This window comes from Haloechinothrix alba, assembly GCF_900188115.1.
GTDB classification, from domain to species: Bacteria; Actinomycetota; Actinomycetes; order Mycobacteriales; family Pseudonocardiaceae; genus Haloechinothrix; species Haloechinothrix alba.
The window spans coordinates 21,957-43,548 of the sequence record NZ_FZNW01000019.1 but is presented as its reverse complement, the minus strand read 5'-3'; the positions used below and the strand labels follow the sequence as shown (position 1 = coordinate 43,548).

Sequence of the window (21,592 nt, the reverse complement as noted above, 5' to 3'; positions counted from 1 at the left end):
GCCGGGCCTGCTGTGTGCCCGCCGACCCGTTCACGAACACGCTCAGTCGAGCAGGTGGACGAACAGTCCGCTACGCGCTTTCGGCTCGAACCAGGTCGACTTCGGTGGCATGACCATCCCGTCGTCGGCTACCGCCATCACCTGCTCGGCCGTCGGTGGGTGCAGGATGAAGCCGATCTCGTTGTTCTCCGCACATCGCGCGGCGATGCCCTCGGCCCCTGCCGTACCGGATACGGGTGTGACGCGCGGGTCGGATGAGACGTTGCCGACTCCGAGAACGGGAGCGAGGATGCGCTCGGTCAGCGCTACGATGTCGAGCGAGGAACGCGGGTCCGAGTTGCTGATGCGGCGACGCAGCTCGAGCCGGTACCAGGACCCGTCCAGATACACCCCCACCACGCCGGGCGCGGTGTGCACCGCGGCGTCCCGGTCGCACTCGCGCAGCCTCGCGCAGCCGGGGCTCGTCCGGATCGCGTGCAGGAAGTCCGCGGCAGGTACGGCGTCCGGCAGCGCCACGCAGCGGTGGTACCCGAGAACGTGCATGTCCTCGTACGGGAACAGCGCGGCCAGCACGAAGCGGGAGGCCGTCGGCTGACCGTGCAGCTCGGCCCGCCGCGCGTGCCGCGCGGCCGCGCCCATCCTGTGGTGCCCGTCCGCGATGTGCAGCGTCGACAGGGCGGCGAGCTCGCTGTGCAGTGCGAGCTCGGCGTCGGGGTCGGTGACCCGCCACGCGCGTTGCACGACCCCGTCCGCCGAGGTGGTGTACGTGTCCGGCGTAGCCGTCATGGTCTCGGCCAGCCGCGCGCGCAGCGCGGGCAGCGCATCGAACATGAGGGTGACGGGCACGAACGCGGCACCCAGTTCCTGCAGCGAGGTGGCCAGCGCCCGTTCCCGCTCGGGTGAGGTGTCCTCGTGTGGCCGGATCCGCCCCTGCCGGTAGGCATCGACGGAGATCTCCACGACTACCCCTGTCAATGTGCGCCCTGCCGAGGCGAGCTGGTAAACGATGTAGGAGTGCTCCGCGTGCTCGTGAAATGCTCCATCGCTGAGCAGCCGCGTCAGAGCCGTGCGATCGTGTTGCGCCTGGTCGAGCGCATCGTTTCCATAGCCGTCCGGGACGAGCAGGCGCACGTTCGGGCGGCGGAGCAGGCCGGTGTCTGTGGCCGGTCGCGCGGCGCGGGTCTGCAGATCGGTCATGACACGGCCGCCGCGTGGTCCGACCGCATCGGTACAGCGGTCACGGCTTCCGGGTTCACGCAGTGCAGTATCGTGCCGCCTTCCAGCGAGTCGATCATACTCAGCACCTCCTCCGCGATGGCGTGCTGTGCCTGCTCGGTCGAGGCGCCGATGTGGTGCGTGCCGTACACGTTGGGATGCCGGGCCAGCCGCGAATCGATGGTCCCTGTGCTGTGCTGCGGTTCTCCGGCGAATACGTCGACCCCGGCGCGAATGCCCTTGCGGTCCATCGCCTCGAGCAGGGCGTCCTCGTCGATGACCTCGGGGCGGGCTGTGTTGAGAACGATGGTTCCCGGCCGGACCCGTTCGAGCAGCTCGCTGTTCACCAGCCCCCTGGTGCTCTCGCCTGCCGGAACGTGTAAGGACAGCACGTCACACATCTCAGCGAGCGTCGGCAGGTCGGCGACCAGCCGGATGCCCGTGGCCTCGATGCGTTCGGCAGTCTGCCGGGAACGACCGGCCTTGCCGACGGCGAACACCTCGGCGCCGAACGCGGCAGCGCGTTCGGCGAAGGCCAAACCGATCTCGCCGAGTCCGACGACACCGATCTTGCGGCCAGCGATGCCGCGTGCGCGGGCGTATCGTGCCTTGTCCCAGTGCCCGGCGCGCAGGTCGGAGACGTTGTCGGGAATGCTGCGATCGAGCGCGAGCAGCAACCCGAAGGTCAGTTCCGCGACGGCGACGGCGTTGCGTCCCGGTACGTTGCAGACGGCGACCCCCGTCCGGGTCGCGGCGGCGGTGTCGATGGTGTTGGTGCCGGAGCCGGCGCGGATGATCGCGCGGAGCGAGTCGGCCTCCTCCAGCACCGGCGCGGTGACGCGCGTGCTGCGGACCACGAGAACCTCGGTGCCCGGCATACGGCCCGCCAGGCCTTCCGTTGCCAGCTCGGGTTCGTAGCTGACCCGGTGCCCCCGCTCGGTGAGACCGCGGACGTGGGCCTCCGGGAGGGCGTCGGCGAGGAGTATGTGCATCAGCCTGCCCCCTTGGGCTCCGATGGGCGTGCAACGGAGTCGGGAAGCCGCCCTCGGGCGGGTGCGCGCGACCCGTGAGGCTCAGCTCCCGGCCAGCACCAGCGTGACAGGTCGTTGCTTTACGCGCAACCGTCTCGCTATTCGCAACAGATACTCACGTGATCCCGTCATGCGCCGGCATGGCCCGCGACGAGCAGCGACTCCGCGATCCGCTCCGCGCTGTGCAACAGGTGCGTGTCACCGTCGATGGCACGATGCGCGATCGCGCCTTCGAGCAGCAGGAACAGCTGCTCGCTGGTGGCATGCGGATCGGGATCGTCCGGGCGGTCCTCCGTGACGAGGTCGGCGAGCAGGCGACGTACAGCGGACTTGTGGTCGCGGATGACTGCGAACCCGGGATGCTCGACCGGCAGCTCGGCGGCCCCGTTGAGAAACCCGCACCCGCGGGAGAGATCCAGGGCCGGATGGTCGAGATAGACGCGGTAGAGCACCAGCGTTCGCAGCGAGGTCGCCTCGTCGAGGCGCTGCTGCAGGTACGTCCACCAGCGCTGGTGGCGGTCCTCCAGGTATGCCGCGACCAACCTGGCCTTGGAGCCGTAACAGTCGTAGAGCGTCTTCTTGGTCACCCCGGCCGCGTCGGCGATGGCGGCTACCCCGACGGCGTTGATGCCCTCCCGGTAGAACAGCTCGGAGGCTGCGGCGAGCAGGCTCCGCCCGGCTTCGGTCATCTCGTTGCGTTCGACCACACGCTCACTATACCTACCGGTGAGTTGACAACGTTCCGGCGCGCGGGCATGCTTTCCCTAAACCGACTGGTATAGTAGGGAGATCGTTGATGCGTGCCGTGGTGCTGACCGCGTTCGGAGGACCCGAGACCCTCGAGTACCGCGAGGACGTGCCCGACCCCGGGCCCGCGGAGGGCGAGGTACTCGTTCGGGTCGGTGCGGCTGCGCTGAACAACACCGACATCTGGACACGTGAAGGCGCCTACGGCCTACCCGGTAACCCGCACGCGCAGGCAGGATGGCGCGGTCCGGTCACGTTCCCGCGTATCCAGGGCGGCGACGTCGCGGGGACGGTGACCGGCGTCGGGCCGGGCGTCCCAGCCGAGCGGCTCGGCCGCCGCGTGCTCGTCGATCCCGCGATCTACCGGGGAACGGGGTGGCACGCGCCGCCGATCGGCCTGCTCGGCAGCGAGGTCGATGGCGGGTTCGCCGAGTACGTGGCCGTCCCGGAGACGCATGCCCATGACGTCACCGGCTCCCCGCTCACGGACGAGGAGCTGGCATGCCTGCCGGTGGCCTACGGCACGGCCATGGGGATGCTGGAGCGGGCGGGGTTGCGTGCCGGTGAGACGGTCCTGGTGACCGGGGCTTCGGGTGGCGTCGGGCTGGCGCTGGTCCAGCTGGCGGCCGCGCGGGGATCCGAGGTTCTCGCGGTGACCACATCGTCCAAGAGTGACCGGGTGCGCGAGGCGGGCGCGGACCACGTGCTCCTGCGCGATACGGACGACCTCGCCGTCCGGCCCGCCGAGTGCGCGCCGGACGGCCTCGATGTGGTGGCCGACGTTGTCGGTGGTGACGGCATCGAGCAGCTGATGCCCCTGCTGCGCGAGGAGGGCCGCTGGGTGATCGCCGGCGCCGTCGCGGGGGCCGTGGTGCCCGTCGACCTGCGCCGGTTGTACTTGCACAACCGGAACCTTGTCGGCTCGTCCATGCACACGCGCCGGCATTTCGACAGGCTCGTCGAGCTCGCCAGGGCCGGCAGCGTGCGCCCCCGCATCGCCGGACGGTACGCGCTCGACGGAATCCATGAGGCACAACGGGAGTTCCGCGCGGCCAGGCACGTCGGCAAGATCGTCCTCGTGCCCTGAGGCGCGCTAGCCGCCGCGCTGTGCCAGGTGACGGTACGGGTAGCTCGGCGAGGCCGGCACGCAATCGAGCTGGTGCGGATCGTGCTGGTTGACCGCCACCACGAACGTGGTCCCGCCGGGGTCGTTGCGAACACCGTCCCAGGACTCCACCCAGAACCTGTGCCGTGCGCCGTAGCCGTTGGCGCTGAGCATCTCCGCGATGAGGTGGCGGTTGGCCTGTGTCACGTCGACGAGCCGGAGGCCGAGTTCCTCCAGCTCCCGGCGCGACCCCGCGAGGTTACGGGGGACTCCGTCGAGCATCACTATGTCGGAACCGATCGCCTGCATCGAATCGCTCCTCGCCTGCAAGGGAGTACCCCCTCGGTCGGCACACGAACGAGCCGGCAGCCACGCGCCGCACCATCGTGACGGCCCTGCCTGCCGGCTGGTTCACGACCCTTCCGAGGTGATTACAATGAGCATTGTCATCGCTTCATAGCGTAATGAAAATCCCTCGCAGGTGGCGCATCCCTGGCTGTCCTTCCCGAGGAACCGGAGGTCACCACCGCACGTGGTGGGTGAACCACTCGCCTGCGTACTTCGTCACCTGCTCCAGGGTGTGCGCGTCACTCTCGACGTGGTCGGCGCCCGGCACCGTGCGGACATCGTGGGCCACCATCAGCGCCGCCGCGTTGTGGTTGAGCTCGAGCAGGTGTTCGTCCCGCTCATCGACGACGAACAACGTCGGCGCGCGCACGCGCGTCAAGGCGGCACCGGCCAGTTCCGGCCGGCCGCTGTGCGACACGACCGCGCGCACCATGTGCGGCACGCGGGCCGCGGCAAGCAGTGCCACCGCCGCGCCCCTGCCGGAGCCGAGCAGCCCGACGGGCATGGCTTGGAGCCCCTGGCCGAGCCAGACCCTGTCGAGGCTGTGGACGAGGCGTGCGGCGAGGAACTCGACGTCGAGCCGGTAACCACCCGTACGCGCATCGATACGTTCCTCGTGCGTACTGAGCAGGTCGAGCAGCAGCGCGCCGAAGCCCTCCGCCTGTAGCCCCCTGGCCATGGCGCGGATCCGGGGACTGTGCCGCGAGCTGCCGGAGCCGTGCACGAAGACGACGAGCCCCTTGTCGACGCCGTCCGGCGGCATCATGGCGCCGTGCACCGTCGCTGCCCCGATATCGATCTTCAGCGGCACGATCATGGCAATGCCACCTCCCGGCGTATCCGAGCACGCACCGTTGCCTGACCCGGCTGATCGTTCCCCACCGAATGCTTCGTCGGGACACCGCCGTGCGTTACGCGACCGGTGAACGGCACAGGCACCCTGCGCATGGGCCGCCTGTGCCGGAAAACGCCCGAAAGTCCCCCTCTGGCAGGTCTGGTGTGGACACGACCGCCCTACACGATGACCGATCCCGTAGCTCGACCTCAAGGAGGTTCGCACGGGTGGAGCAGCACAGGAGCGCCGTTCACCGGTCGCCGGGCGGCTATCGGGTGCCGTCGAGGCCGTTGAACGTACTGGTGATCCGATCGACCACATCAGGATGACCGAGGGGCAGGGGCGGCGGCAACCGGTCCCTGCGGCCTCCGGAGCTGTGCGCGACCGTGCGTACTGCCACACCCGCGGCGGCGAGTGCCGCGATGTGTGTCCGGTGCCGCTCTTCCCAGGCGGCATCCGCCGCCAGTGCTTCAGCGCCGGGCGACTCCGGGACGCACATGCCTCGCGTGTCGTGCGCGAGGCGGGCGCCGGAGGCGGCCGGATCGACCAGCAACAGTGCCCGCACCGCATCCGCCCGGGCACGTACGAGGTCCATCGCCGCGGCCGCGTCGGGACCGCTGGTCACCACGTCGACCGTGACGTGCCGGTCCGCAAGCTCGGCGAGCGCCTCCCCTGCCGAGGACAGGGCGTCCCGTGCGGGCATGCGACACCACACGACGTACCTGCTGCGCAGCAACCCGTGCCAGCTGGCCGGGATGTCCTCGTGCTTGGCGGCGCCGGCCGGATCGAGCACGAGAACCGCGGGCGCGTTCCCCGGACCGTCGCTGACGAGCGTCGGCCCCTCGCCTCGCGGGTCCGATTCGTACTCGGACACGGTCCTCACTCCCATGCCCGACCACCTTCGTACATCAAGACAGCAACCATGACGGCGATGGTCCCGATGACGACGAGCGACCCGTCGAACGAGACGATGCCGGCCACCGTGAGTAACACGCCGGGGACACTGGCGATCAGATGGCCGGGTACCGCTCGTGACCTGACCGGTACCCCGTCGTCGAGCGAACGGCTGAGCCGGGGGTCGGCGGCGTCGAGCTGTTCCTCGAGCTCGCTGAGCTGTTGGTTCTCGTCCTCGTTGCGCATGTTCGGACTCCGTGCACCAGGTGACGGTGCCGCGGGCGATCGGATCACGCCCGCGGCTGTTGGCGTCGGCTGAACGGGGGAACCTCGGGGTCGTCCTCCGCCGGGGGCTCCGGGTCCCGCCACTCCTGGGCCCGCGCGGGACGGTTGCCACGGAGCAACCCGGCGAGTTCCTCCTTGCGTTCCTCGTCCTCCCTTGGACTGCGTTGCCCACTCTCGCGTCGCATGGACCGCCCTCCCTGTCGACGATGTCGAGGTACGGGAAGCACGTATCCGGTCATATGTGGTTACCCCGTGGGCACGATGCCCAAACCAGCGGGTACGTACCGGAGCCGGCGCCGGGTGATTAGACGGCACACGAACGTGGGAACGCGCTCACCAGAACTGAGCTGATTCCGCCCCGCGTGCGGGTGCTCGCGGCCGACAGTGACGCTGAGGAGGTCGGGGCGGAGCGGCCTCGGCCGCGCTGGACTTCTTCGGGGTCTTCGAAGCCCCGTTCCACATGCCCCAGGCCCCTGTGGTCACGCAAGGTGGCCAGCAGGGGCGGTCGACGCGATGCGTTACATCATCTTCCACTGGGGCTTGCACCCGTGGGCGATATACATCGTGTTGGGACTGTCCATGGGGTACTTATGCTTCCGAAAGGGGCCTTCCGCTGCGTCCCGCGGCCGGGCTGTACCTGCTGATCGGCGACCGGATCTATGGCTCGGTCGGCAACCTCGTCGTCATCCTCGCCGTCTTCGGTACGTTGTTCGGCCTGGCGACCTCGCTGGGCCTGGGCGCGCAGCAGGTCGATGCCGGTCTGTCCGAAGTGTTCGGGCACGCGGATGCGTGGAGTCCTTCGGCTCGACCCGGCTAGCGGGACTCCCGGCCCGGTTCCCGTAACGACTCGGCGAGCGAACCCCCCGCCTCGTCGGCGTGCTGGTCGTGTCGCTCACCGTGTGTCGGTATCGCGGGTATCGGCTGTCCGGGGTCGATCTGCTCGGTGTCCTGGTGCACGTCGTCGACGGCCTCGCTGAGCTCGCTGTCGGTGCGTTCGAGTGGTTCGGGCGGTACCGCCTCGTCGGGGACCTCCGGGTCCGGTTGCTCCTGCCGTACCCGCTCGTCGAGATCCTCGCCCTGCCGGTGCTCGAACGGCGTCGTGCCGAACCGGTCGGCCGCCGACCACCCTTCCGGCGGCTCAGCGCCCTTCTCCAAGGGATCCAGCCGGAGCTGGTCCTCATCGAGATCCTCACTGCTACTCAGCGCCACCGGGTCGGACTCGACCTCATCCGGCGCGCCCGTGTCCTGGGGTGGTGTCACGGGGTCCTCGTAGTCAGCCATCCGGCCTCCAAGCCGAGACATCCGGGTACACATCGTTGCTCCACCGGGGTAGACAGTGCCGGCGGGTACCGAAACGCGTGGCGCTGTGCCCACCGGCGCCCGGATCGGCCGAGGATCCCGCCGCCGTGCTGGACCGGCTGCGGCCGGCCCTCATTCCGGACGGCGGGGGCGGCTCCGCGTGAGCTCACCGTCGCGGCGGGCGATCACCTCGTCCACGGCGCGTGGCGCGAGCACCGACTCGAGCGCCATCACCGCCGAGGCCATCACACCGGCCTGCTCCTCGAGCGCGCTGCGTTCGATCCGCAGTCGCTGCGTAGCCATCGCGGTCGCGCGCTGGTAGATGCTCTCCCGGACTCCGGCCACCAGCGGCTCGTAGGCGTGCGCGAGATCGCCGCCAAGCACGATCAGCTCCGGGTTGAGCAGGTTGACCGCCCCCGCCAGTACCTCGCCGAGCGCCCGCCCCGCGCTACGGACCAGCCGGCCTGCCTCGGGGTCGCCGGTACGCACCAGCTCGGCCACGTCCCGGGTGTCGGTCAGTTGCCTTCCGTGCGCCGACAGCGCGTGCACCAGCGCCCACCCCGCCGCGAGCGTCTCCAGGCAGCCGGTGTCACCGCAGCGGCAGGTGAGGTCCTCGGCACCGGTCACCTTGATGTGCCCGATCTCGCCTGCCGCCCCCAGCGTCCCGCGGCGCAGCTGCCCGTCGCTGACGATGCCCGCTCCGATCCCGGTCGAGGCCTTGACATAGAGCAGGTCCTGCACGCCGGGGTGCTTACGGTACTCGGCAAGCGCAAGGGCATTGACGTCGTTGTCGACCACGACGGGTGTGGCGAAGCGCGGTGTGAAGTGCTCGACGATGGGCACGTCGCCCCAGCCGGGAAGTACCGGTGGGCTGAGGCTCCGTCCCGTGCCGACGTCGATGGCACCGGGGATGCTCGCGCCGATGCCCCATACCTGCCCGGGGTCGCCGCCCGACTCCTTCATCAGGTCTGCCAGCTCGGTGGCCACGGCGTCCAGCACGGCCTCCGGACCGTCCGCGAGGTCGACGGGCAGGGTGCGCAGTACCTTCACCGTTGCCGCGAGGTCGCAGACGGCGACCTGGGCGCGACTGCCACCGAGCGCGACGGCCAGCACCGTCCCGCCACCGGCGTCGAAGGCCAGCCGCACCGGCGGACGACCACCGGTTGACCCCCCGTCGGGGCGTTCGGTCACCAGTCCGGTCGCCAGCAGCTGCTCGACACGCAGGGTCACAGCGGTGCGGGACAGGCCGGTGAGTCTCCCCAGCTCGGACCGCGTCTGTGCCGCACCGTTCCGGATGAGCTGGAACACGTCCCCGCTCGACGGCGCGCTCGGTGCCGCTGTCGCTCGTCGCATATCGGCGCCTCACCCCACGATCTGCGTATCCGCGCGTGTCCCTGCTGTTCCGGTTCCCAGCTCTGTTTGCGAGCTGATGTTCGCCGAGTCTAGCCAACACTAATGTCTTTGAAGTGCAAAAGTATGCTTGTAATAGTGCATAAGGGTCACTAGTCTGGACGTGGCGCCCCTACTCGGAAGGACGTACTGATGACTGCCCTACCGCAGGTCGAACCGTGTGACATGGTCGTGTTCGGCGGAACGGGCGATCTCGCCATGCGCAAGCTGCTGCCCGCGCTGTACCTGCGCGCGCGGGACGGTCAGCTGGACCCCGGCTCGCGCATCGTCGCGGTGTCCCGTTCCGGCCTCGACGACGCCGGCTACCGCGACAAGGTCGCCGCGGAGCTGCGGGCGAGCCTGCCTGCCGAGTCCGCGAGCGCCGAGGCGGTCGGCGACTTCCTGCGGCACCTGCACCACATCACGATCGACGTGTCCGAGCACGCCACGTTCGGTGCCCTCGGCGAGATACTCGGCACGGACACCGAGCGCGTACGGGTGTTCTATCTCGCGTGCGCGTCACAGCTGTTCGGCACCATCTGTCGAGGGCTGGACTCGGCGGGCCTGGTCGACCCGCGCTCCCGCGTCGTGCTGGAGAAGCCGATCGGGCACGACCTGGCCTCTGCCAGGCGGATCAACGACGAGGTCGGCACGGTCTTTCCCGAGGAACGGATCTACCGCATCGACCACTACCTGGGTAAGGAAACGGTCCAGAACCTCCTGGTCCTGCGGTTCGCCAACGCGCTGCTCGAGCCACAATGGAACTCCGGTGCCATCGACCACGTGCAGATCACCGTCAGTGAGTCGCTCGGGGTCGGTGGCCGTGCCGGATACTACGACCGCGCGGGGGCGCTGCGCGACATGGTGCAGAACCACCTGCTGCAGCTGCTGTGCCTGGTGGCCATGGAGCCGCCGACCGCGCTCGACAGGGAAGCCGTGCGGGACGAGAAGCTCAAGGTGCTGCAGGCCCTGCGCCCGATGGTCGAGGGCGACGTCGCCAGGGCCACCTGCAGGGGACAGTACGGCGCAGGGCTGATCGACGGCGCCGCCGTTCCCGGCTACCGGGAGGACCTGGACGGCGCACCGAGCCGCACGGAGACGTTCGCGGCGCTGCGCGTGGACATCGCCAACTGGCGGTGGTCGGGCACACCCTTCTACCTGCGTACCGGCAAGCGCATGGAACGGCACGCCTCGGAGATCGTGGTGCAGTTCCGGCCGGTACCGCACTCCATCTTCCCCGGTACGGAAGGCGGCATCTCCCCGAACCGGCTCGTGCTGCGGCTGCAGCCGGACGAGGGCGTGCGGCTGCACCTGGTCACAAAGGAACCCGGCCCCGGCGGGGTGCGGCTGCGCCCGGTGCCACTGAACCTCAGCTTCGCGGAGACCTTCCAGTCCCCGCTGCCCGACGCGTACGAGCGTCTGCTGCTGGATGTCATCCGCGGCAACCCGACCCTGTTCATGCGGCGCGACGAGGTCGAGGCCGCATGGGCCTGGACGGAGCCCATCCTGGCCGCCTGGGCCGCATCGGGTGAGGAACCCCAGCGGTACGCCGCGGGCACCAGTGGCCCGCCCGGCGCCACCGCCCTGATCGAGCGTGACGGACGTACCTGGCACGAGGAGGATTTTCAGTGACGGCAGACCTCCACCCGGTCGTGCGCGCGGTGACCGAGCGAATCCGGGAGCGCAGCGACCAGTCACGGGCCGCGTACCTGGCACGGGTACGGCAGGCTTCACGGCAGGGCCCCGCCCGCGGGGAGCTCGCCTGCGCGAACCTCGCGCACGGTTTCGCCTCCGCGGGCGATGTGGACAAGCAGGCGCTGCGGCGTACGAGGAAGCCGAACATCGCGATCGTCTCGGCGTACAACGACATGCTCTCGGCCCACAAGCCGCTGGAGGACTTTCCTTCCGCCCTCCGCAAGGCGGTAACCGACGGCGGCGGTATCGCACAGTTCGCCGGTGGCGTTCCGGCGATGTGCGACGGGATCACCCAGGGCCGCGCGGGTATGGAGCTGTCGCTGTTCAGCCGCGACGTCATCGCGATGGCCACGGCGGTGGCACTGTCCCACGACATGTTCGACGGTGCGTTGCTGCTCGGCGTGTGCGACAAGATCGTGCCCGGCCTGGTGATCGGAGCCCTGTCGTTCGGTCACCTGCCAACCATCCTGGTCCCCGCTGGGCCGATGACCTCCGGGCTGCCGAACAGTGAGAAGAGCAGGATCCGGCAGCTGCACGCCGAGGGCAAGGTCGGCAGGGAGGAGCTGCTCGAGGCCGAGTCGGCTTCCTACCACGGCCCGGGGACCTGCACGTTCTACGGCACAGCCAACTCCAACCAGCTGCTGATGGAGGCGATGGGGCTGCACCTGCCCGGGACGAGCTTCGTCAACCCGGGCACCGACCTGCGGGCGGCCCTGACCCACGAGGCAGGCAGGCGGGTAGTGGGACTGACCGCACCGTCCGGCGAGGACACCGCGCACCCCGGCTACACCCCGCTCGCCGACGTCGTCGACGAGCGTGCCGTGGTCAACGGGGTGCTCGCGCTGCTGGCGACGGGTGGATCGACGAACCACACCATGCACCTTGTGGCGATGGCAGCCGCGGCCGGTATCGACCTGCGCTGGGAGGACTTCGCGGAGCTCTCCGCGGTGACCCCGCTGCTCGCGCGCATCTACCCGAACGGTCAGGCCGATATCAACCACTTCCACGCGGCGGGCGGTATGGGGTTCCTGATCGGCCAGCTGCTGGACGCGGGACTGCTGCATCCCGACACGCGCACCGTCAGCGGGCACGCGCTGTCCGATGCCTACCGCACCGAGCCCGCGCTGGACGGCGTATCCCTCGTGTGGCGCGACGCGCCTGCCGAGAGCCTGGACAAGACCGTGCTGCGCGGCGTGTCCGACCCGTTCTCCCCGGAGGGTGGGCTCCGGATGCTTACGGGCAACCTCGGAAACGCCGTGGTCAAGACGTCCGCGGTACGCGACGAGCACCGCGTGGTGCAGGCACCCGCCCGGGTGTTCGACGACCAGAGCGGGTTCCTCGCCGCGTTCGAGGCCGGCGAGCTCGATCGTGACCTGGTCGCCGTGGTGCGCTTCCAGGGGCCCCGGGCCAACGGGATGCCGGAGCTGCACAAGCTCACCCCCACGCTCGGTGTGTTGCAGGACCGCGGTCACACGGTCGCCCTGGTCACCGACGGGCGGATGTCCGGTGCCTCCGGCAAGGTCCCGGCCGGGATCCACCTCACCCCGGAGGCGGCGGACGGCGGAACGCTGGCTCGGTTGCGCGACGGCGACCCGATCCGCCTGGATACCACGTCCGGCACCCTGGAGGTGCTTGTCGACGCGCACGAGTTCGCCGCCCGCGAGGCCGACGCCGCTCCCCCGCCGGGCGCGGGCACGGGGCGGGAACTGTTCGCCCCGATGCGGGGCACGGTCGGCGCCGCGGACCGCGGTGCCACCGTGTTCGGGTTCGAGGAGCGGTCGTCACCGCAGGCGCAGTGCACGGCGCGGCGAACACAGTGAGCACCCGGAGGAGGAAGGCCGTGTCAGCACCGGTCACCGGATCTGTACTGGACATATCACCTGTCATCCCGGTGGTCGTGCTCGGCGATGCCGGCGAGGCGGCCCCCCTCGCGGGTGCACTGTCCCGCGGCGGGATCGGCATCATCGAGGTAACCCTGCGCTCGCCTGCGGCCCTGGAGGGTGTGGGGCGCATCCGGGCCGAGGTACCGGAGATCACCGTCGGCGTCGGTACGGTCACCAGTGCGGCCCAGGTCGGCGAAGCTGTCGACGCGGGGGCCCAGTTCCTGGTCAGCCCCGGCAGCACGCCGGCACTGCTGGATGCCATGACAGCGTGCCCGGTGCCGTACCTCGCCGGCACCTCGACCGTCTCGGAGATGCTCGAGGTGTTGGACCGGGGGGCCACCGAGATGAAGTTCTTCCCCGCCGAGGCCTCGGGCGGGCTGGACTACCTCAAGTCGGTGGCTGGACCGCTGCCGCACGCGCGCTTCTGCCCCACCGGTGGTATCTCGGCGGACAACGCCCCGCGCTACCTCGCCGCTGCCAACGTCGGTTGCGTGGGCGGGTCCTGGCTCACCCCTGCCGATGCCGTGACCGCTGGCAACTGGCAGCGCATCGAGCGCCTCGCCGCCGAGGCCGCGCAGCTTGGCTGAATGACGCTTTCAGTCCACACCGGTGGTTGAATGACGCTTTCACTCCGTCAAATGGACTGAAAGCGTCATTCAGCATGCCGGGGGCGGACCCAGCTGTGCCGGGGGACATACCGCTCAGTATCGTCGGGCGCTGCCGCGAACCAGCGGCACGAACCAGCGGCATGGCCGGTCGCTGCGGCGACACCCGCGGCAGCGATGGAAGGTATGAACAAGGAGCCTCGTACATGGCAAACCAGGTCCGCGAGCAATGGGCTACGCGAGCCGGATTCCTGCTCGCCGCCATCGGGTCGGCGGTCGGGCTGGGCAACATCTGGCGGTTCCCCTACATCGCCTACGAAGGCGGCGGTGGGGCGTTCCTCGTGCCCTACCTGATCGCTCTGTTCACAGCGGGCATCCCCCTGCTCGTGCTCGAGTACGTCATCGGCAACCGGTACCGGGGCTCCCCGCCGATCGCATTCCTGCGGATGTCCAGGCCGACCCAGGCACTGGGCTGGTGGCAGGTAGCCATCTGCTTCGTGATCGCCGCCTACTATGCCGTGATCATCGCCTGGGCGGTGCGTTTCACCGGCTTCTCGGTCGGCCAGCAGTGGGGGGACGATCCGGAAGGCTTCCTCAAGCAGGACTTCCTGCAGGTCGCCGCCGAGCCGGGCATGGTCTCCTCGTACGTCTCCGGGGTCCTGTGGCCGCTGATCGCCGTCTGGGTGGTGACGCTGGTCATCCTTGCGTTCGGCGTGCGGCGCGGCATCGAACGGGCGAACAAGATCTTCATCCCGCTGCTCGTCGCGCTCTTCCTCGTGCTCGTGGTGCGCGCGGTGACGCTGCCCGGCGCGATGTCCGGGTTGGACGCGCTGTTCGCCCCCGACTGGTCGGCGATCACCGACAGCGCCGTGTGGGTGGCTGCCTACGGGCAGATCTTCTTCTCCCTGTCCATCGGCTTCGGCATCATGATCACCTACGCGTCGTACCTGCGCCGCGGCACCGATCTCACCGGTTCGGCCCTTGTCGCCGGGTTCGCCAACAGCTCATTCGAGATCCTCGCGGGCATCGGCGTGTTCGCGACACTGGGATTCATGGCCGTCACCGGCGGGATGGCGCTCGACGAGGTGGCCACCGACGGGATCGGGCTGGCCTTCGTCGCGTTCCCGGAGATCATCTCCAACATGCCGGCCGGCTCGCTGTTCGGCCTGCTGTTCTTCGGCTCCCTGGTTGTGGCCGGGATGTCCTCGCTGATCAGCATCGTCCAGGTGGTCGTGGCCGCCGTGCAGGACCGCACCGGCATCGACCGGGTACCCGCGGTGCTGTGCGTCGGCGGGGCGATCGCGCTGGCGTCCATCCTGCTGTTCCCCACCGAAGAAGGTCTGTACCTGCTCGACGCCGCGGACCACTTCATCAACCAGTACGGCATCGCGCTGGCGGGCCTGGTCGTGGTCGTGGTCGTCAGCTGGGTGCTGCGCAAACTCCCGGAGCTGCAATCGCTCGCGGACGCGGCCTCGGCCATCCGGCTCGGCTGGTGGTGGCCTGTCACGCTCGGCGTCATCACTCCACTGGTGCTCGGCTGGATGATGTGGGACAGCCTGCGCACGGAGATCGCGGAGAACTACGAGGACTACCCCACGTCGTTCCTGCTCTCGGCAGGGTGGGCGATCGCGATCGGCGCCGTGGTCTTCGGCGTGATCATGTCCTTCCTGCCCTGGAAGCGTGCCACCACCGAGGCCGCTGAGGAGCCCGCCGACGATACGTCGAAAGTGAGCCGTTGATGTCCGTCAGTGCCGTCATCATGATGATCATCGCCATCACCCTGATCTGGGGCGGGCTCGCCGCGTCCATCGTCCTGCTGCGCAGGCACATGCGGCGAGCGGCGCAGGACACGGACAGCACCGGGGCGCCGTAGCGATCAGCACGGCCGCCCCGGTACGCGAGCCGGCTCAGCGTGCGAGCTCGGCGAGCAGGTCGTAGGAGTGCCGACGATCCTCATGGTCATACACCATGGTGGTGACCATGAGCTCGTCGGCGCCCGTCTCGGAAAGCAGGTCCTGCAACCGGGCTCGCACGGTGTCCGGTGATCCCGCGATGCTCTTCTCCAGGCGTTTGTCCACGTACGCGCGCTCCTGCTCGGTGAGCTCGACCTGCGCGGCCGTCCGCGGGCTCGGCAGCGGGATCGGCCGCCCGCGGCGCAGGCTCAGCTGCGCGAGCAGCCCCGGCACGGCGAGCGTGCGGGCCCGCTCGTCGGTGTCCGCGCCGATCACGGACACGCCGAGCAGGACGTACGGGGCGTCCAGCACGGACGACGGCTGGAAGGCCTCCCGGTACGCCCGTAGCGCGGGCACGGTGTTCTTCGGGCTGAAATGGTGGGCGAACGAGAACGGCAACCCGAGCCTGCCCGCGAGCCTCGCGCTGAAGTCGCTCGACCCGAGCAGCCACACCGGCGGGGCGTTGCCCTCCGCGGTGACGGCGTTGACCGCGCGGTCGCCGTCCCGGTCGAAGTAGCCCACGAGCTCGCTCAGCTGCTGCGGGAACTCCTCCGGCGAGACCATCCGGCCGCCGCGCACGGCATGGGCGGTACGCGGGTCGGTTCCCGGTGCCCTTCCGAGGCCCAGATCGATGCGGCCGGGGTGCAGCGCCTCCAGGGTGCCGAACTGCTCGGCGACCACAAGCGGCGTGTGATTGGGTAACATGACGCCGCCCGAGCCCACCCGGATCCGCTCGGTCGCCGCGGCGATCTGGCCGACGAGTACGGCCGTGGCCGCGCTGGCGATGCCGGGCATGTTGTGGTGCTCGGCCACCCAGTACCTGTGGTAGCCGAGGTCCTCGACGCGGCGGGCGAGATCGACGGTGTTGTGTAGTGCCGCGCGCGCGTCGCCGTCCTCGGTGATCGGCGCGAGGTCCAGCACGGACAGCGGCACATCTTGCAGTGCACTCACACCCCGGCTCAACGCGCGACCGTGCCGGTTGCTTCCCGATCGGTGCGAGCCGTGGCCTCGATCACGCCACGGGGCCGGCTGAATGACGCTTTCAGTCCACGGGAGGGAGTGTATGCGTCATTCAGCACGCGCTGCTGGCATAATGCCAATAAATGCCGTCTCGACGAAGGGTTCCCGTGCAGGCAGAACACTCCTATCCTCCCGAGCCGTGGCCGCTGCGCGGGCAGGCACACGTATCGCTGTGGCGAGTACCTGCAGGGCGGCTGCCTGCCGCCGTGCAGCGGGCGGTGCCGCGCGGGGCCACGCCGTTCCGGTTCGGGGGCAGCTTCCTGCTCGCCACCGCATGGGTGAGCTACCAGCGTGGCAGCGTGCTGGAGTACGAGGAGCTGATGTGTACCGTCCTCGTGCGGCGTGGCGGGCGGTTGTTCCCGACGATCAGCCACATCTGGGTCGACAGCGCCGCCTCCAGGGACGGCGGACGCGCCCTGTGGGCCATCCCGAAGGAGCTGGCCTCCTTCGAGGTCTTACCGGGAGCACGCCTGCGGGCGCGGGAGGCCGGTCCCGGCGAGGCCGTGCTCGCCGAGGCCGGCATCGACGTACTCGCCACCCTCCCCCTCCGCGTGCCGTTCGCGCTCGGCGTCCTCCAGTCGCGGTCATCGACGCCGCAGCTCAGCCGGGTTCGTGGTACCGCGCGCCCGGCGCTGAGCCGCGCACGCTGGTCCGTCGAGCATGCCGGCCCGCTCGGGTTCCTGTCCGGTCTGCGCCCGCTCGGCACGGTGAGTATGCGGGACTTCCGCATGTGGTTCGGTGCGCTCGACACGCCGAACACGTCAGAGAGGTTCGCGGGCCCGTAGGATCTACGCATGGGTAGCGTTCCCGGCGAGGATCCACGATGACGGATGATCAGCTGAAAGACCACCTGTGCACACTCGGGTTGGATCCCGCGGCCGTCGAGGTCTACGTGTGGCTGCTCGCCTCGGGCCCCGCCGGGCACGAGCGGCTCGCCACCGAGCTGGACCTGTCCCCCGACATGGTGCGGCAACGGCTCGCCATCCTGTATCAAACAGGCCTGGTCACCACGATAGGGCCCGAGGACGGCACCGCGAGCCCGGTCGAGCCCACCGCCGGGTTGCAGCGTCTCGCCCGCACGAGGGAGGCGGAGCTGCGGGCCGCCGAGGTCGCAGCGGTCAACGCCTACCGCTCGTTCAAACGTGAGGTGTGGCAGCACTCGCCGGACGACATCGTCGAGGTGATCACGGCACCGCACGTCGCCGAACGGGTCGAATTGGAGGAGAGCACGGCCAGCAGCGAGGTGCTCCGGTTCGACTCACCGCCGTACTCCACACCGTCCGGGCCGAACGACGTGGAGGTGGCCAACCTGCGGCGCGGTGTCACGTACCGGGTGGTCTACGCCCGCGCTGCCGTGCGCCAGCCGGACTACTACAACTCGAACATCCAGCCGTGCATCGGCGCGGGCGAGCAGGCGCGCGTGCTGCCGACGGTCCCGGTCAAGCTCACGATCTACGACGGCAAGCTCGCCATGGTGTCACTGTCCGACACCGGCGCCGAACTCAACCGCTCGATGCTGCTCGTCCGGCAGTCCAGCCTGCTCGACGCGCTGTACGGCCTGTTCGAGACGTCCTGGCGCGCCGCGTTGCCCATGCATCTCGGCACGAAGGAGCCGTCCACGCTGCGGCCGGTCGAGCGCAGGATCATCGAGCTGCTCGCGAGCGGGATCACCGACGCCGGGATCGCCGAGCTGCTCGGCATCAGCCGACGCACCCTTTCCCGGCACGTGGAGAGCCTGACCACGCGTGCCGGGGTCGTCAGCCGGTTCCAGCTGGCCGTGTACGCGTGCCGCAACGGCTGGATCTGAAACGCCTCCCACGAGGGGCTCGGTAGGGTGGTGCGCATGGCCCGTCTCACCCGTGCGGAAAGCCAGGCGCGCACCCGCGAGCAACTCGTCAGCACAGCCAAGGAGCTCTTCCTGGCCGAGGGCTACTGGGCGACCTCGCTGGAGAAGGTCGCCGACGCCGCAGGTTACTCCAAGGGCGCGGTGTACTCGAACTTCCGGAACAAGGACGAGCTCTGCCTGGCCGTGCTCGACGCGATCCACGCCGAGCAGGCCGAACGTATCGTCCGCGCCATGGCCGGGAAGGAAACGCTGGCCGAGCGGCTGGACGGTTTGGAGAAGTGGGCCGAGGAGACCATCGGCGACCAGAGCTGGACCGCGCTGGAGGTGGAGTTCGCCACCAACGTGCGCAGGGACGAACGTCTCAGGGCGGAGCTGGCCGACAGGGACGCCACGATACGGGGCATGCTTACCGACCTGATCAGGGAGAACCTCACCGAGTTCGGCGTCGAGCTTCCGGTACCCGCCGAGGACGTCTCCGCGGCGGTGCTCAGTCTCGGCATCGGGTTGGGCGTGCAGCGGGCGATCGACCCGTCGATCCCGGTCCGCGTGCTCACCGACACGATGCGGATCGCGCTGGGCCTACCCGTGCGCTGAGGGATCCCGCTGAATGACGCCTTCAGTCCATTTGGCGGAGTGAACGCGTCATTCAGCTCACCCGCCGCGTGCGGCCGCGGCGAGGGTGGGCTCGATCAGCGCCGTCCACTGCCGAACGATCTTCCGGCGGCGGGCGACGTCGTCGCTGAGCAGGTTCGCCAACCCCAGGCCGCGCGCGAGGTCGAGGGTCGCCTGCACGGTCTCTCGCACCCCCTGCACGGACTCGTCGACCCCGAGCAGCTCGACCGCTGTGCGGTGCGCCTCACGACCGACGTGGGCCTCGAGGGGCCGTACGATCGCGCCGAGCCGGTCCTCCGTCGATGCGGCCACCCACAGGTGCAGGGCGGCACGAAAGGTCGGTCCGGTGTACAGGTCGAGCAGCATCGCTACGACGGCCTCGGTCCGCACCGGACCACTCGGCAGCTGCGCCACCTTCTCGTGCAGCTCCGCGACCTGGACATCGGAGATGTGCTGGACCGCGGCGGTGACCAGGTCCTCACGCGCCGGGAAGTGGTGCTGAGCCGCGCCGCGGGAGACGCCTGCGCGCTCGGCGACGACCGCGACGGTCGTGCGTGTCCATCCGAGCTCCGGGAGGCAGGCGGTAGCGGCCTCCAGGAGTCTGCGGCGCGTCGTCCTGCTGCGTTCCTGCTGCGGTTCCCGCACCGCGTTCGGCTGCACCTGGTCAGGCACGTTCCACCCAGAAGTCGAGCTCGAGGTCCTCTTCCCGGTCACCGATGCGGTAGCGGGCGAAGTCGGTCACACCCGCGGCGGCGAGGACCTCGTCGTCGATGAGGAACTGCCCTGTGGTCTCGGCGCTCGGCCGTGTCACGATCGCGTGTGCCGCGTCCGCCATGATGTCGGGTGTCCGTGACCGGTCGGCCAGCTCCGCGCCCACCACGTTGCGGATCGCAGCGGTGTCGATGGTCGTCCGCGGCCACAGCGAGTTCGCCGCGATACCGTCCGCACGGAGCTCCTCGGACAGCCCCAGCGTCACGAGGCTCATCCCGTACTTCGCGATGGTGTAGGCCGTGCCGATCGAACCGAACCATTTGGGGTCGACACTGATGGGTGGCGACAGCGTCAGGATGTGCGGGTTGCCGGACTGCCGAAGGTGCGGGATGGCGCTCTGGGACAGCAGGAACGACCCGCGCGTGTTGATGTCCTGCATGAGGTCGTAGCGCTTCATGTCGATCGACGCCGTCGGGGTGAGGTCGATCGCACTCGCGTTGTTGACCACGACATCGATCCCGCCGAACTGCTCGGCGGTCTGGGCGACCGCCGAGCGGACCGCCTCGTCGTCGCGGATGTCCCCGACGATCGGTAGTGCCTGTCCGCCTGCGTCCTCCACAGCCTTGGCGGCGGTGTAGAGCGTGCCCGGAAGCTTCGGATGTGGCTCCGCGGTCTTGGCGATCATGGCGACATTCGCCCCGTCGGCGGCCGCGCGCAGCGCGATCGCCTCGCCGATTCCCCTGCTGCCACCGGACATGATCAGTGTCTTACCTGCGAGCGTGCTCATGGGTCGCCCTTCGTTCGCGTTCGCGGTCACACGGTCGGCGCGTGTCTCGTCCGCTCCGACACTATGCGGGCGGGCGGTGCCGCCCCGTGGCGGGCCCGTAACCGGCCCGAACCCGGCCCGAACCGGTACTGCCTCGGCATCCGACGGATGCCCGACCGGTGCGGTGCCTGCTGCTCAGTACGATTTGGGAAGCCCGAGGCTGTGCTGTGCCACGAAGTTGAGCACCATCTCCCTGCTCACCGGCGCGATACGCCCGACACGTGCTGCCGCGATCATCGCGCCGAGCCCGTACTCGGAAGCGAGCCCGTTCCCGCCGTGGGTCTGCACGGCCTGGTCCACCGCACGCACCGCCGCTTCGGCAGCCGCGTACTTGGCCATGTTCGCCGCCTCTCCGGCACCCATGTCGTCACCGGAGTCGTAGAGTGCCGCGGCTTTCTGGGTCATCAGCTTGGCCAGCTCGATCTCGACCTTGATCTCCGCGAGCGGATGGGCGATGCCCTGGTGCGCGCCGATGGGCGTATCCCAGATCTTGCGCACCTTCGCGTACTCGGTCGCCCGATCCAGCGCGAGCCTGGCTATGCCGAGCGAGAACGACGCCCCCATGATCCGCTCGGGGTTGAGTCCGGCGAACAGCTGGGCGATCGCGGCGTCCTCGGAACCGACAAGCGCGTTGCCCGGCAGCCGCACGTCGTCGAAGAACAGGCTGAACTGCTTGTCTGCCGAGGTCAGATCCATCTCGATCGGCTTGGCCTCGAGACCCGGGCTGTCGGTCGGCACGATGTACAGGGCCGGTTTGAGATTGCCCGTGCGTGCGTCGGTGGTACGGCCGACCACGAGCACCGCATCGGCCTCGTCCACCCCGGAGATGAACACCTTCTGCCCGTTGAGCACCCAGCCGTCGCCGTCGCGCCGCGCCGTGGTCGTGATGTTGTGCGCGTTCGAGCCCGCGTCCGGCTCGGTGATCGCGAACGCCATCCGCACCTGACCGGTGGCGAAGCCCGGCAGCCAGTGGTCTCGTTGCTCCTCGGTGCCGAACCGGGAGAGCACGGTAGCGCAGATCGCAGGCGAGACCACCATCAGCAGCATGGGTGTCCCTGCCGCGCAGAACTCCTCGCACACCGCGGAGAGGTCGCCGATACCCCCTCCCCCGCCGCCGTACTGCTCCGGTACGGCCACTCCGAGGTAGCCGAGCCGGCCCGCGGCATCCCACAGCTCATCGGTGTGCCCGCCGTTGCGTGCCTGTGCGAGGTAGTAGTCGTGACCGAAGGAGCTGCCGAGGTCGAAGACAGCCTTGCGCAGCGCGGTACGTTCCTCCGGCTCGGTAAAGGTCATG

At 69.5% G+C, this 21,592-nt stretch carries 24 protein-coding genes and 1 pseudogene; 11 read left to right on the top strand and 14 right to left on the bottom strand.

From position 1 onward, the window contains the following. Window positions 1-42: 42 nt before the first annotated feature. The 3 genes from CHB84_RS17510 to CHB84_RS17500 form a co-directional block, all read right to left on the bottom strand. Window positions 43-1,197: a DUF1015 family protein gene (locus tag CHB84_RS17510; protein WP_089302724.1), complete on the bottom strand. Its 1,155-nt coding sequence runs from the start codon at window positions 1,195-1,197 to the stop codon at window positions 43-45. Beyond that, window positions 1,194-2,207 carry an NAD(P)-dependent oxidoreductase gene (locus CHB84_RS17505; protein ID WP_089302723.1) on the bottom strand — a complete coding sequence of 338 codons (1,014 nt, stop codon included), beginning with the start codon at window positions 2,205-2,207 and terminating at the stop codon, window positions 1,194-1,196. The genes CHB84_RS17510 and CHB84_RS17505 overlap by 4 nt, the downstream gene beginning before the upstream one ends. 167 nt (window positions 2,208-2,374) lie before the next feature. After that, window positions 2,375-2,953 carry a TetR/AcrR family transcriptional regulator gene (locus CHB84_RS17500; RefSeq protein ID WP_342743977.1) on the bottom strand — a complete coding sequence of 193 codons (579 nt, stop codon included), beginning with the start codon at window positions 2,951-2,953 and terminating at the stop codon, window positions 2,375-2,377. Between the two features lie 89 nt (window positions 2,954-3,042). Here CHB84_RS17500 and CHB84_RS17495 point away from each other — a divergent pair, with 89 nt between their 5' ends. Next, complete coding sequence (locus CHB84_RS17495; RefSeq protein WP_089302722.1) at window positions 3,043-4,080, top strand: zinc-binding dehydrogenase; 1,038 nt, start codon at window positions 3,043-3,045, stop codon at window positions 4,078-4,080. Between the two features lie 6 nt (window positions 4,081-4,086). Here CHB84_RS17495 and CHB84_RS17490 read toward each other — a convergent pair whose 3' ends face one another. The 5 genes from CHB84_RS17490 to CHB84_RS17470 all read right to left on the bottom strand — a co-directional run bounded on the left by CHB84_RS17490 (window position 4,087) and on the right by CHB84_RS17470 (window position 6,645). Next, a complete protein-coding gene (locus CHB84_RS17490) occupies window positions 4,087-4,407 on the bottom strand; it encodes a hypothetical protein (protein WP_089302721.1) in 321 nt (106 codons plus the stop codon). A 211-nt stretch (window positions 4,408-4,618) separates the two neighbouring features. Then, a complete protein-coding gene (locus CHB84_RS17485; protein WP_089302720.1) occupies window positions 4,619-5,263 on the bottom strand; it encodes a dienelactone hydrolase family protein in 645 nt (214 codons plus the stop codon). 286 nt (window positions 5,264-5,549) lie between these two features. After that, window positions 5,550-6,170 carry a hypothetical protein gene (locus CHB84_RS17480; RefSeq protein WP_089302719.1) on the bottom strand — a complete coding sequence of 207 codons (621 nt, stop codon included), beginning with the start codon at window positions 6,168-6,170 and terminating at the stop codon, window positions 5,550-5,552. Beyond that, a complete protein-coding gene (locus CHB84_RS17475; RefSeq protein ID WP_089302718.1) occupies window positions 6,161-6,421 on the bottom strand; it encodes a DUF3040 domain-containing protein in 261 nt (86 codons plus the stop codon). The genes CHB84_RS17480 and CHB84_RS17475 overlap by 10 nt, the downstream gene beginning before the upstream one ends. A 44-nt stretch (window positions 6,422-6,465) precedes the next feature. Beyond that, window positions 6,466-6,645, bottom strand: a complete 180-nt coding sequence (locus CHB84_RS17470; protein ID WP_089302717.1) for a hypothetical protein — start codon at window positions 6,643-6,645, stop codon at window positions 6,466-6,468. 199 nt (window positions 6,646-6,844) lie between these two features. Between CHB84_RS17470 and CHB84_RS24060 the strand changes: the two are divergent. Together CHB84_RS24060 and CHB84_RS17465 are read left to right on the top strand one after the other, a co-directional pair. Continuing rightward, a pseudogene (locus CHB84_RS24060) lies at window positions 6,845-7,024 on the top strand (BCCT family transporter); the annotation flags it as partial. Next, window positions 6,936-7,277: a BCCT family transporter gene (locus CHB84_RS17465; protein WP_425432314.1), complete on the top strand. Its 342-nt coding sequence runs from the start codon at window positions 6,936-6,938 to the stop codon at window positions 7,275-7,277. The pseudogene CHB84_RS24060 and the gene CHB84_RS17465, both read left to right, overlap by 89 nt. On the opposite strand, the gene CHB84_RS17460 is transcribed toward CHB84_RS17465, so the two are convergent. Together CHB84_RS17460 and CHB84_RS17455 are read right to left on the bottom strand one after the other, a co-directional pair. Further along, the gene (locus CHB84_RS17460; protein ID WP_089302716.1) at window positions 7,274-7,741 is read right to left on the bottom strand and encodes a hypothetical protein; all 468 of its coding nucleotides are present in this window, start codon (window positions 7,739-7,741) and stop codon (window positions 7,274-7,276) included. The genes CHB84_RS17465 and CHB84_RS17460 overlap by 4 nt on opposite strands. A gap of 150 nt (window positions 7,742-7,891) precedes the next feature. Continuing rightward, a complete protein-coding gene (locus CHB84_RS17455; RefSeq protein WP_089302715.1) occupies window positions 7,892-9,112 on the bottom strand; it encodes an ROK family transcriptional regulator in 1,221 nt (406 codons plus the stop codon). A 189-nt stretch (window positions 9,113-9,301) separates the two neighbouring features. Here CHB84_RS17455 and zwf point away from each other — a divergent pair, with 189 nt between their 5' ends. The 5 genes from zwf to CHB84_RS17430 all read left to right on the top strand — a co-directional run bounded on the left by zwf (window position 9,302) and on the right by CHB84_RS17430 (window position 15,204). Continuing rightward, entirely contained in the window at window positions 9,302-10,780 is a 1,479-nt protein-coding gene (gene zwf / locus CHB84_RS17450) for a glucose-6-phosphate dehydrogenase (RefSeq protein ID WP_089302714.1), read from the top strand. Beyond that, the gene (edd, locus tag CHB84_RS17445; RefSeq protein WP_217898614.1) at window positions 10,777-12,663 is read left to right on the top strand and encodes a phosphogluconate dehydratase; all 1,887 of its coding nucleotides are present in this window, start codon (window positions 10,777-10,779) and stop codon (window positions 12,661-12,663) included. Before zwf ends, edd begins: the two co-directional genes overlap by 4 nt. A gap of 20 nt (window positions 12,664-12,683) precedes the next feature. Continuing rightward, the gene (gene eda, locus CHB84_RS17440) at window positions 12,684-13,313 is read left to right on the top strand and encodes a bifunctional 4-hydroxy-2-oxoglutarate aldolase/2-dehydro-3-deoxy-phosphogluconate aldolase (protein ID WP_176440019.1); all 630 of its coding nucleotides are present in this window, start codon (window positions 12,684-12,686) and stop codon (window positions 13,311-13,313) included. A gap of 224 nt (window positions 13,314-13,537) precedes the next feature. Then, window positions 13,538-15,070 (top strand): sodium-dependent transporter, encoded by a 1,533-nt coding sequence (locus tag CHB84_RS17435; protein WP_089302712.1) that lies wholly within the window; start codon window positions 13,538-13,540, stop codon window positions 15,068-15,070. Then, window positions 15,070-15,204 carry a methionine/alanine import family NSS transporter small subunit gene (locus CHB84_RS17430; protein WP_089302711.1) on the top strand — a complete coding sequence of 45 codons (135 nt, stop codon included), beginning with the start codon at window positions 15,070-15,072 and terminating at the stop codon, window positions 15,202-15,204. The genes CHB84_RS17435 and CHB84_RS17430 overlap by 1 nt, the downstream gene beginning before the upstream one ends. Window positions 15,205-15,238: 34 nt before the next feature. Here the strand turns inward: CHB84_RS17430 and CHB84_RS17425 are convergent, their stop codons facing one another. After that, window positions 15,239-16,234 carry an LLM class flavin-dependent oxidoreductase gene (locus tag CHB84_RS17425; RefSeq protein ID WP_089302710.1) on the bottom strand — a complete coding sequence of 332 codons (996 nt, stop codon included), beginning with the start codon at window positions 16,232-16,234 and terminating at the stop codon, window positions 15,239-15,241. A gap of 152 nt (window positions 16,235-16,386) precedes the next feature. Here CHB84_RS17425 and CHB84_RS17420 point away from each other — a divergent pair, with 152 nt between their 5' ends. The 3 genes from CHB84_RS17420 to CHB84_RS17410 are packed head-to-tail and all read left to right on the top strand — an operon-like array spanning window position 16,387 to window position 18,743. After that, the gene (locus CHB84_RS17420; protein ID WP_089302709.1) at window positions 16,387-17,088 is read left to right on the top strand and encodes an acetoacetate decarboxylase family protein; all 702 of its coding nucleotides are present in this window, start codon (window positions 16,387-16,389) and stop codon (window positions 17,086-17,088) included. Between the two features lie 38 nt (window positions 17,089-17,126). Next, window positions 17,127-18,110 carry a helix-turn-helix transcriptional regulator gene (locus CHB84_RS17415; protein WP_089302708.1) on the top strand — a complete coding sequence of 328 codons (984 nt, stop codon included), beginning with the start codon at window positions 17,127-17,129 and terminating at the stop codon, window positions 18,108-18,110. A gap of 36 nt (window positions 18,111-18,146) precedes the next feature. After that, window positions 18,147-18,743: a TetR/AcrR family transcriptional regulator gene (locus CHB84_RS17410; protein ID WP_089302780.1), complete on the top strand. Its 597-nt coding sequence runs from the start codon at window positions 18,147-18,149 to the stop codon at window positions 18,741-18,743. 57 nt (window positions 18,744-18,800) lie between these two features. Here CHB84_RS17410 and CHB84_RS17405 read toward each other — a convergent pair whose 3' ends face one another. The 3 genes from CHB84_RS17405 to CHB84_RS17395 form a co-directional block, all read right to left on the bottom strand. Beyond that, window positions 18,801-19,433: a TetR/AcrR family transcriptional regulator gene (locus tag CHB84_RS17405; protein WP_245818806.1), complete on the bottom strand. Its 633-nt coding sequence runs from the start codon at window positions 19,431-19,433 to the stop codon at window positions 18,801-18,803. Then, complete coding sequence (locus CHB84_RS17400) at window positions 19,426-20,259, bottom strand: SDR family oxidoreductase (protein WP_089302707.1); 834 nt, start codon at window positions 20,257-20,259, stop codon at window positions 19,426-19,428. Before CHB84_RS17400 ends, CHB84_RS17405 begins: the two co-directional genes overlap by 8 nt. Before the next feature lie 174 nt (window positions 20,260-20,433). Then, the gene (locus CHB84_RS17395) at window positions 20,434-21,591 is read right to left on the bottom strand and encodes an acyl-CoA dehydrogenase family protein (RefSeq protein ID WP_089302778.1); all 1,158 of its coding nucleotides are present in this window, start codon (window positions 21,589-21,591) and stop codon (window positions 20,434-20,436) included. Window position 21,592 lies beyond the last annotated feature (1 nt).

What these genes read in the sequence shown, in the direction of transcription:
- CHB84_RS17510 (WP_089302724.1), bottom strand. Translation starts at nt 1,197, where the DNA reads ATGACCGATCTGCAGACCCGCGCCGCGCGACCGGCCACAGACACCGGC.
- CHB84_RS17505 (WP_089302723.1), bottom strand. Translation starts at nt 2,207, where the DNA reads ATGCACATACTCCTCGCCGACGCCCTCCCGGAGGCCCACGTCCGCGGT.
- CHB84_RS17495 (WP_089302722.1), top strand. Translation starts at nt 3,043, where the DNA reads ATGCGTGCCGTGGTGCTGACCGCGTTCGGAGGACCCGAGACCCTCGAG.
- CHB84_RS17490 (WP_089302721.1), bottom strand. Translation starts at nt 4,407, where the DNA reads ATGCAGGCGATCGGTTCCGACATAGTGATGCTCGACGGAGTCCCCCGT.
- CHB84_RS17485 (WP_089302720.1), bottom strand. Translation starts at nt 5,263, where the DNA reads ATGATCGTGCCGCTGAAGATCGATATCGGGGCAGCGACGGTGCACGGC.
- CHB84_RS17480 (WP_089302719.1), bottom strand. Translation starts at nt 6,170, where the DNA reads ATGGGAGTGAGGACCGTGTCCGAGTACGAATCGGACCCGCGAGGCGAG.
- CHB84_RS17475 (WP_089302718.1), bottom strand. Translation starts at nt 6,421, where the DNA reads ATGCGCAACGAGGACGAGAACCAACAGCTCAGCGAGCTCGAGGAACAG.
- CHB84_RS17470 (WP_089302717.1), bottom strand. Translation starts at nt 6,645, where the DNA reads ATGCGACGCGAGAGTGGGCAACGCAGTCCAAGGGAGGACGAGGAACGC.
- CHB84_RS17460 (WP_089302716.1), bottom strand. Translation starts at nt 7,741, where the DNA reads ATGGCTGACTACGAGGACCCCGTGACACCACCCCAGGACACGGGCGCG.
- CHB84_RS17455 (WP_089302715.1), bottom strand. Translation starts at nt 9,112, where the DNA reads ATGCGACGAGCGACAGCGGCACCGAGCGCGCCGTCGAGCGGGGACGTG.
- zwf (WP_089302714.1), top strand. Translation starts at nt 9,302, where the DNA reads ATGACTGCCCTACCGCAGGTCGAACCGTGTGACATGGTCGTGTTCGGC.
- CHB84_RS17435 (WP_089302712.1), top strand. Translation starts at nt 13,538, where the DNA reads ATGGCAAACCAGGTCCGCGAGCAATGGGCTACGCGAGCCGGATTCCTG.
- CHB84_RS17430 (WP_089302711.1), top strand. Translation starts at nt 15,070, where the DNA reads ATGTCCGTCAGTGCCGTCATCATGATGATCATCGCCATCACCCTGATC.
- CHB84_RS17420 (WP_089302709.1), top strand. Translation starts at nt 16,387, where the DNA reads ATGCCGTCTCGACGAAGGGTTCCCGTGCAGGCAGAACACTCCTATCCT.
- CHB84_RS17415 (WP_089302708.1), top strand. Translation starts at nt 17,127, where the DNA reads ATGACGGATGATCAGCTGAAAGACCACCTGTGCACACTCGGGTTGGAT.
- CHB84_RS17410 (WP_089302780.1), top strand. Translation starts at nt 18,147, where the DNA reads ATGGCCCGTCTCACCCGTGCGGAAAGCCAGGCGCGCACCCGCGAGCAA.
- CHB84_RS17400 (WP_089302707.1), bottom strand. Translation starts at nt 20,259, where the DNA reads ATGAGCACGCTCGCAGGTAAGACACTGATCATGTCCGGTGGCAGCAGG.
- CHB84_RS17395 (WP_089302778.1), bottom strand. Translation starts at nt 21,591, where the DNA reads ATGACCTTTACCGAGCCGGAGGAACGTACCGCGCTGCGCAAGGCTGTC.